General features: G+C 34.8%; 3 protein-coding genes. All 3 read left to right on the plus strand.

Translation table 11 applies throughout. The features are described 5' to 3' along the window. Window positions 1-2,791 (plus strand): type I restriction endonuclease subunit R (locus JCM15548_RS19685; protein WP_062128843.1); only part of this gene is annotated, 2,791 nt, incomplete at its 5' end. A gap of 15 nt (window positions 2,792-2,806) precedes the next feature. Further along, window positions 2,807-5,935, plus strand: a complete 3,129-nt coding sequence (locus JCM15548_RS19690) for an SIR2 family protein (protein ID WP_062128845.1) — start codon at window positions 2,807-2,809, stop codon at window positions 5,933-5,935. Between the two features lie 341 nt (window positions 5,936-6,276). Continuing rightward, window positions 6,277-6,534, plus strand: a 258-nt coding sequence (locus JCM15548_RS19700) for a hypothetical protein (protein ID WP_157483003.1), incomplete at its 3' end; no start/stop codon positions are given.

A 6,534-nucleotide genomic window follows, 5' to 3' on the forward strand; every position in this document is an offset into this window, starting at 1 on the left:
AATTAAAGATGAAAACGATTTATTGGCTAACTTAAAATCACAATTAGAAGTTCATAATAAAACAGAACTTTCGGAGAACGATTTTAAACAAATTCTAAACTTTATAAACAAGGGTAATGTATTTGAGCGAGCCAAAATATTACGTGACCGCGTACCCTACACCAACGATAAAGGCGAACATAAAACCATTGAATTAATCAATCAAATCCATTGGTGTCAAAATCAATTTCAGGTTACGCATCAAGTAACAATGGAAGGCTCGTACAAGAATCGGTACGATGTTACTGTTTTAATCAATGGTTTGCCTTTGGTACAAATAGAGTTAAAGCGTAGAGGTTTAGAATTAAAAGAAGCATTCAATCAAACCAATCGTTACGAACGCCATTCTTATTGGGCTGGTCACGGATTGTTTCAGTTTATTCAGATATTTGTAATCAGCAATGGCGTAAACACAAAATATTATGCCAACAGCCCCATTAAAGCACGCAGTTTCAAGCAAACATTTTATTGGAGCGATGTAAATAATAAACTCATTACCCAACTTGCTGATTTTACCGATGTATTTTTAGAGCCTTGCCATATCTCTAAAATGATTACCAAATACATTGTCAGTCACGAATCAGATAAAATATTGATGGTGCTTCGTCCATATCAGTTTTATGCTGTTGAAGCTATTGTTGAAAGAGTACAAACCACTAGAAAGTACGGTTATATTTGGCACACAACAGGTTCAGGAAAAACACTAACATCTTTTAAAACGGCTCAAATCCTGACTAACTTCCCTAAAGTGCATAAAGTTATTTTTGTGGTTGACCGTAGAGATTTAGATTATCAAACTACTAAAGAATTTAATGCTTTTAGCAAAGGCAGTATTGACGGAACAAACAATACTAATACTATGGTAAAACAAATGGTTGGGGATAACAGGTTGATTGTTACCACTATTCAGAAACTAAATACAGCCATTAGCAAAAACAGGTATTTGAGCAGAATGGAAACACTCAAAGAAAAACGCATAGTTTTTATTTTTGATGAGTGCCACCGTTCGCAATTCGGAAAAACCCACGAAGACATAAAAAAGTTTTTTACCGGGAGTCAAATGTTTGGTTTTACAGGAACACCTATATTTGAGAAGAACGCAGGTAAAAATGAATATGGAAAGCGAACAACAACAATGTTGTTTGACAAAAAACTACATCAATACGTTATTACCGATGCTATCCGTGACGAAAATGTCTTAAAGTTCTCAATCGAATATATTAGCACGTTCAAGAAGAAAGACCACATTTTAGATATTGATGTAGAAGCTATTGACGAAGCCGGAGTTATGAACGCACCAGAGCGTTTAAATAACATTGCAGATTACATTATTACAAATCATAACAGGAAAACTCACAGTAGAGAGTTTACAAGCATATTTGCTGTTTCAAGTGTTGATACCTTGATTGAATATTACAAACTATTCCATCAGAAAAAAGAAGCGGGCGAACACAATTTACGTTTAGCAACCATTTTCTCCTATCAGGCAAACGAGGATGATAAAGATGCTATTGGAAATGCTTTTATTGATGATGAATTTGAATCGGCTGAATTAAGTATTGCTGCTGAACCGCAGGTAAAATATGGCAGTCAGCATTCAAGAGATTATCTCGAAGAATTTATTGGTCATTACAACAAACAATTCAGCACAAACTATACAACAAAAGACAGTCAGAGTTTTTATAATTATTACAACGATGTTGCAAAACGTGTAAAACACAAACAAATAGACGTTTTATTGGTCGTAAATATGTTTTTAACTGGTTTCGATAGCAAAACATTAAACACGCTTTACGTTGATAAGAACCTGAAATATCACGGTTTAATACAAGCCTATTCAAGAACAAACAGGATTTTAAACGAATTAAAATCTCAAGGAAATATTGTTTGCTTCCGTAATTTAAAAGGAGCAACAGACGATGCAATTTCGCTTTTCTCAAATATAAATGCCAAAGATGAAATAATAATGCAGCCGTATGAAGTATACGTTGCGAAATTTAATCAGGCATTTATAGCATTATTACAGATTACACCAACTGTAAATAGCGTGAACGATTTGCAAGACGAAGAAAAGGAACTTGAATTTATAAAAGCTTTCAGAGAGTTAATGCGTTTGAAAAATGTATTAGCAACGTTCACAGAGTTTGACTTTTCTGATTTATCAATGGACGAGCAAAATTTTGAGGACTACAAAAGCAAATATCTTGACCTTTACGACAAAGCAAAATCGTCACATCAAAAAGAGAAAGTTTCCATCTTGGGCGATGTTGATTTTGAACTGGAATTGATTCACCGAGACGAAATAAATGTTGCTTATATTCTGAAACTTCTTGCTAAACTGAAGGATTCAACAGAAGAAGAACAAGAGAAACAGAAAAAAGAGATTATTGAAATTATGTCTGGCGATGCACAAATGCGTAGTAAACGTGAATTGATTGAACGATTTATACAAGAAAACTTGCCGCACATTGATGATTCTGACAATATTCCTGAAGAATTTGAAAATTATTGGAGTAAAGAAAGACTTTTAGCAATTGAGAATTTAAGCAAAGAGGAAAATTTAGACGTTGAAAAATTACAGGAAGTAATCGGCAATTATTTGTTCACAGAGAAAAAACCCCTGCGAGATGAGATTATTGGAATGATGAACACAAGACCGAGCCTGAAAGAAAGAAAAACCGTTGCTGAAAGGGTTACAGATAAAATAATCGGATTTGTAGAAACATTTATAAATGGAATAACAGGTAGCTAAACATCATTAAATACTATGCGAAAAATTGATAGAGAAACATTTTTAAGGAGTTTCAAGGTGCTTTCAAATCAGTCATTCGATTTGTTTTTAGGTTCAGGTGCCTCTGTCAATTCCGGTATCCCGTCAGGAGGTGATTTAATTTGGCACTTTAAGAGAGAAATACTTAGCAGCAAGAAAATAATAAATGGCAAGAAGTTTACTGACCTTAAAATAGAAGCCAACAAACAAATTATTCAAAATTACTTTGACCAAAGAGGCGACAACAATATAACAAACCCCTACTCTCAATATTTCAAAGAATGTTACCCCGACTCACTTGTCAGAAAAGAGTTTTTAAGTGATTTGGTTCGTGATAAAAAACCGTCCATTGGCTTTCTTTGTTTATCTGCACTTGTAGAGCGACAAAAATTCAATGTGGTCTGGACTACCAATTTTGATGACTTGATTGAAAAGGCAATTACAGCCTTAAATCATAAAAGTTGTCAAATTGTTTCTCCGGATAATGCAAGCTCCGTTCAACAATTCAACTCGGATATTCCAACAGTTGTAAAACTTCATGGGGATTTCCGCTATGACCCGCTCCAAAATACTGATGAAGAACTACAGGAGTTAGAAGCAAGTTTACATACAAAATTCTTAGATGCTTCAACCCAAAAAGGCTTATTGGTTGTCGGATATTCGGGAAGTGATAAATCTGTAATGACCACATTAGAAAAAGCATTAGAGAAACCCAATGCCTTTGCGAAAGGTTTAATCTGGTGTATACCAAAGGGACTGCAACCGACAAATGAGTTAGAAGCATTGTTGGAAAAAGCTCATCAACAAAACAATCGTTCAGGGTTTTTAGAGATAGATAGCTTCGACTATTTTCTACATGAGATTTATAAAACCTGTGAATTATCAAATACACAAATTGATACCATTGCCTCTGAACGATTTGAACAAAGACAAGCATTTAGATTAAGTCAGAATCCCTCTGCCACCTTGCCAATTCTTCTAAATGCAATAAAGGCAAAGAGCTTTCCGAAAACCGCTTTTACTACGAAAACCACTTTAACTGGGGTAGGAAAATGGAAAAGATTGCGGCAAGCAATCGGCAACTCCAACATAGTTGCGTCATTCACCAAAAATGATACTTTGATGATTTTTGGTATTGAACAGGAAATCAAGGAAACTTTTAAAAGCCATATAACGGATGACTTAAAAATTGCTGACATACCAGAGCATATCTATTATCATTCTAATTCTTTTTATTTAGGAATGATATATGAGTTGGTTGAAAAAGTTTTGGTCAATGATTTTGGATTATCCGTTTACGCAAAAGGCAGAAATATTAGAAAATTCTACTCTTCCGAAAATTCATTAAGTGAAAGCGAAATCACGGAAATAAAAAATCGAAACCGTAATTTCAATATTTATCATAACATAGCCGTTTTTGAAGCATTTGAGTTTAAAATTGAATTCGTTAATAAAGAGCTTTATCTACTAATTTGTCCTACTGTTCATATTCAGACAACAGCAGGCGGTGAGCCACCCATAAATGTTGTTCAATATCTTTCAAACACCATTATTTCAAATCGCTACAATAATAAGTATGGGCAGAAGATGCATTGGTGGTTTAATGAATTGAAGAAGAAAAATGAAAGCTTAAATTTTAAACTTGGTGATTTTGAAATAAAGCTTTCTGAATATTACTCAACTGCAGCCAAAAGAGTAAACGATAAGTTTTATTGCTTTAATGGCTTTACGAGACTTAACGAGCCATCAATTTATTTTCATTATCAGGATGAGGCAAAGCAATCAATTCATCCGATTAATGGCTTAAAAATTTTAGGTCCGTTAGAAGAAAGCTTTGACCAAAGTAATAATGGCTCTGCAAAAGTCAATTTAGCTATTATTTCACCAGACTTTGGATTTCAACGAGTAAAAGCCCATTTAGATTCTTTGTTGAATTCAATCAGTCCAATATGGGAAAAGGAATATTTGAAGGATTTCCCAGGATTTGACAATGTTTTCAAAAAGCATCTTATTATTCCCCCCACTATTCAAAGTGAATTTGTGATTACAATCCCGAATAATGCCGTAAGCAGTTTTTCTGCCATTCAATTTTATGATTACCTGAAAAGCAAAATTGATAAGTTGGCATTGAAAAGCACTGACATAGATTGCGCTGTTATCTACATACCTGACCAATGGAAAAAATTCAGGGAGCTAAAGAATGAAAATACATACTATGACTTACACGATTCATTGAAGTTGTACTGTGTGAAGAAAGGTTTGAGAATTCAGTTCATAGAAGATAAATCTATTAATTATAAAGACCAGGCAAAAATTCGGTGGTGGCTATCGTTAGGCTTATATGTTAAATCAAACGGAACTCCATGGAAAGTTAAGACAGACAATACGGAAACTGCCTTTGTTGGGTTAGGTTATGCCATAAGGCAAAATGCTCGTGATAAAGTTGTTCTTGGGAGCAGTCAAATATTTGATGGGCATGGAAACGGACTTAAATTCTTATTGCAGCCAATAGATAAGCCAGTATTTTATAACAAGAATCCTTTCATGAGTAAGGAAGATGCTTTTCGTTTAGTAAGCAACATTCGAAATACTTACCATAAAATTGACCCGGTTATTGGATTGAAAAAACTGGTACTGCATAAAACCACACATTTTACCGGAGCAGAAATGGAAGGAATAAGCAACGCATTAGAAGGAATTGATAATATCGAACTCTTACAGATTCAGCAATTCAGTAGTTGGCGAGCCATAAAACTTATAAAAAACAGCAAGGGCAAGCACGAATTTAACAGCTACCCTATTGAAAGAGGCACGGTAATTCAATTGGATGATTTCACTTTTCTATTATGGACACATGGATTAATTGAAAGCCAAGAATTGAATGGCAAGTATTTTCAGGGTAAGAGAGGAATCCCATCACCTTTACTCATAAAAAGATTCAGAGGGACAGACCCAATAGAAACTGTTGCTAATGATATTCTTAAACTGACTAAAATGAATTGGAATGGAGCGGAACTCTATAAAACCTTTCCTGTAACCATTGACTTCTCTAAACGGCTATCTGTAATGGGTAAACAATTAGAAGAATTAGGAACAAAAGCACATGATTTTAGATATTTCATATAGCCAACGCATTTTGCAAGCACATTGCCAAAGCCCCGCAAGCCAACGCTATAAACAATGCTTTGTCAAAGAGCTTGCCAAGCCAGCCGGAGTAACTGCCTTTCAGGTCGGTTTTAGGATTACTCACAAATTGTTTTTCTTAATGGTGTTCCTGAATGCTCTGCATTTGCCCACGCTCAAAAAAACAAAATAAATTTGTGCTTCGTGGATAGGTTTGGTGCAGTGCAAAATCTTGATGATTGCATCAGTTAAAATATTGGGGATTAGGTAAATTTACCACGTTTAAAATTTTAAATAGCAGATAATATCGACAACCGCCATTCTAATCCCAAAAAATTACAACTATGAAAAGTTTCCTGATCGCAGTGTGTGTTCTTCTACTCATGGCTTGTGCCAAGCGTCCTGACTATGAAACGGATGAAATTTTTAAGGCCACTTTTAGTGCTGAGGATGTTGTGGCGATAAATGCTTTAATCGGTTTTGTGGACAGTGTGGTGATGAAGGAGACGGGAAGTGAAGATGTCAATACGGCCTATGCATTGTATTTTGAAAAGTTTAATACGAGCCTACATGCTGGGAATTATATGGTTCCGATTAATTTT

Source organism: Geofilum rubicundum JCM 15548, assembly GCF_000974365.1.
GTDB classification, from domain to species: Bacteria; Bacteroidota; Bacteroidia; order Bacteroidales; family Marinilabiliaceae; genus Geofilum; species Geofilum rubicundum.

What these genes read in the sequence shown, in the direction of transcription:
- JCM15548_RS19690 (WP_062128845.1), top strand. Translation starts at nt 2,807, where the DNA reads ATGCGAAAAATTGATAGAGAAACATTTTTAAGGAGTTTCAAGGTGCTT.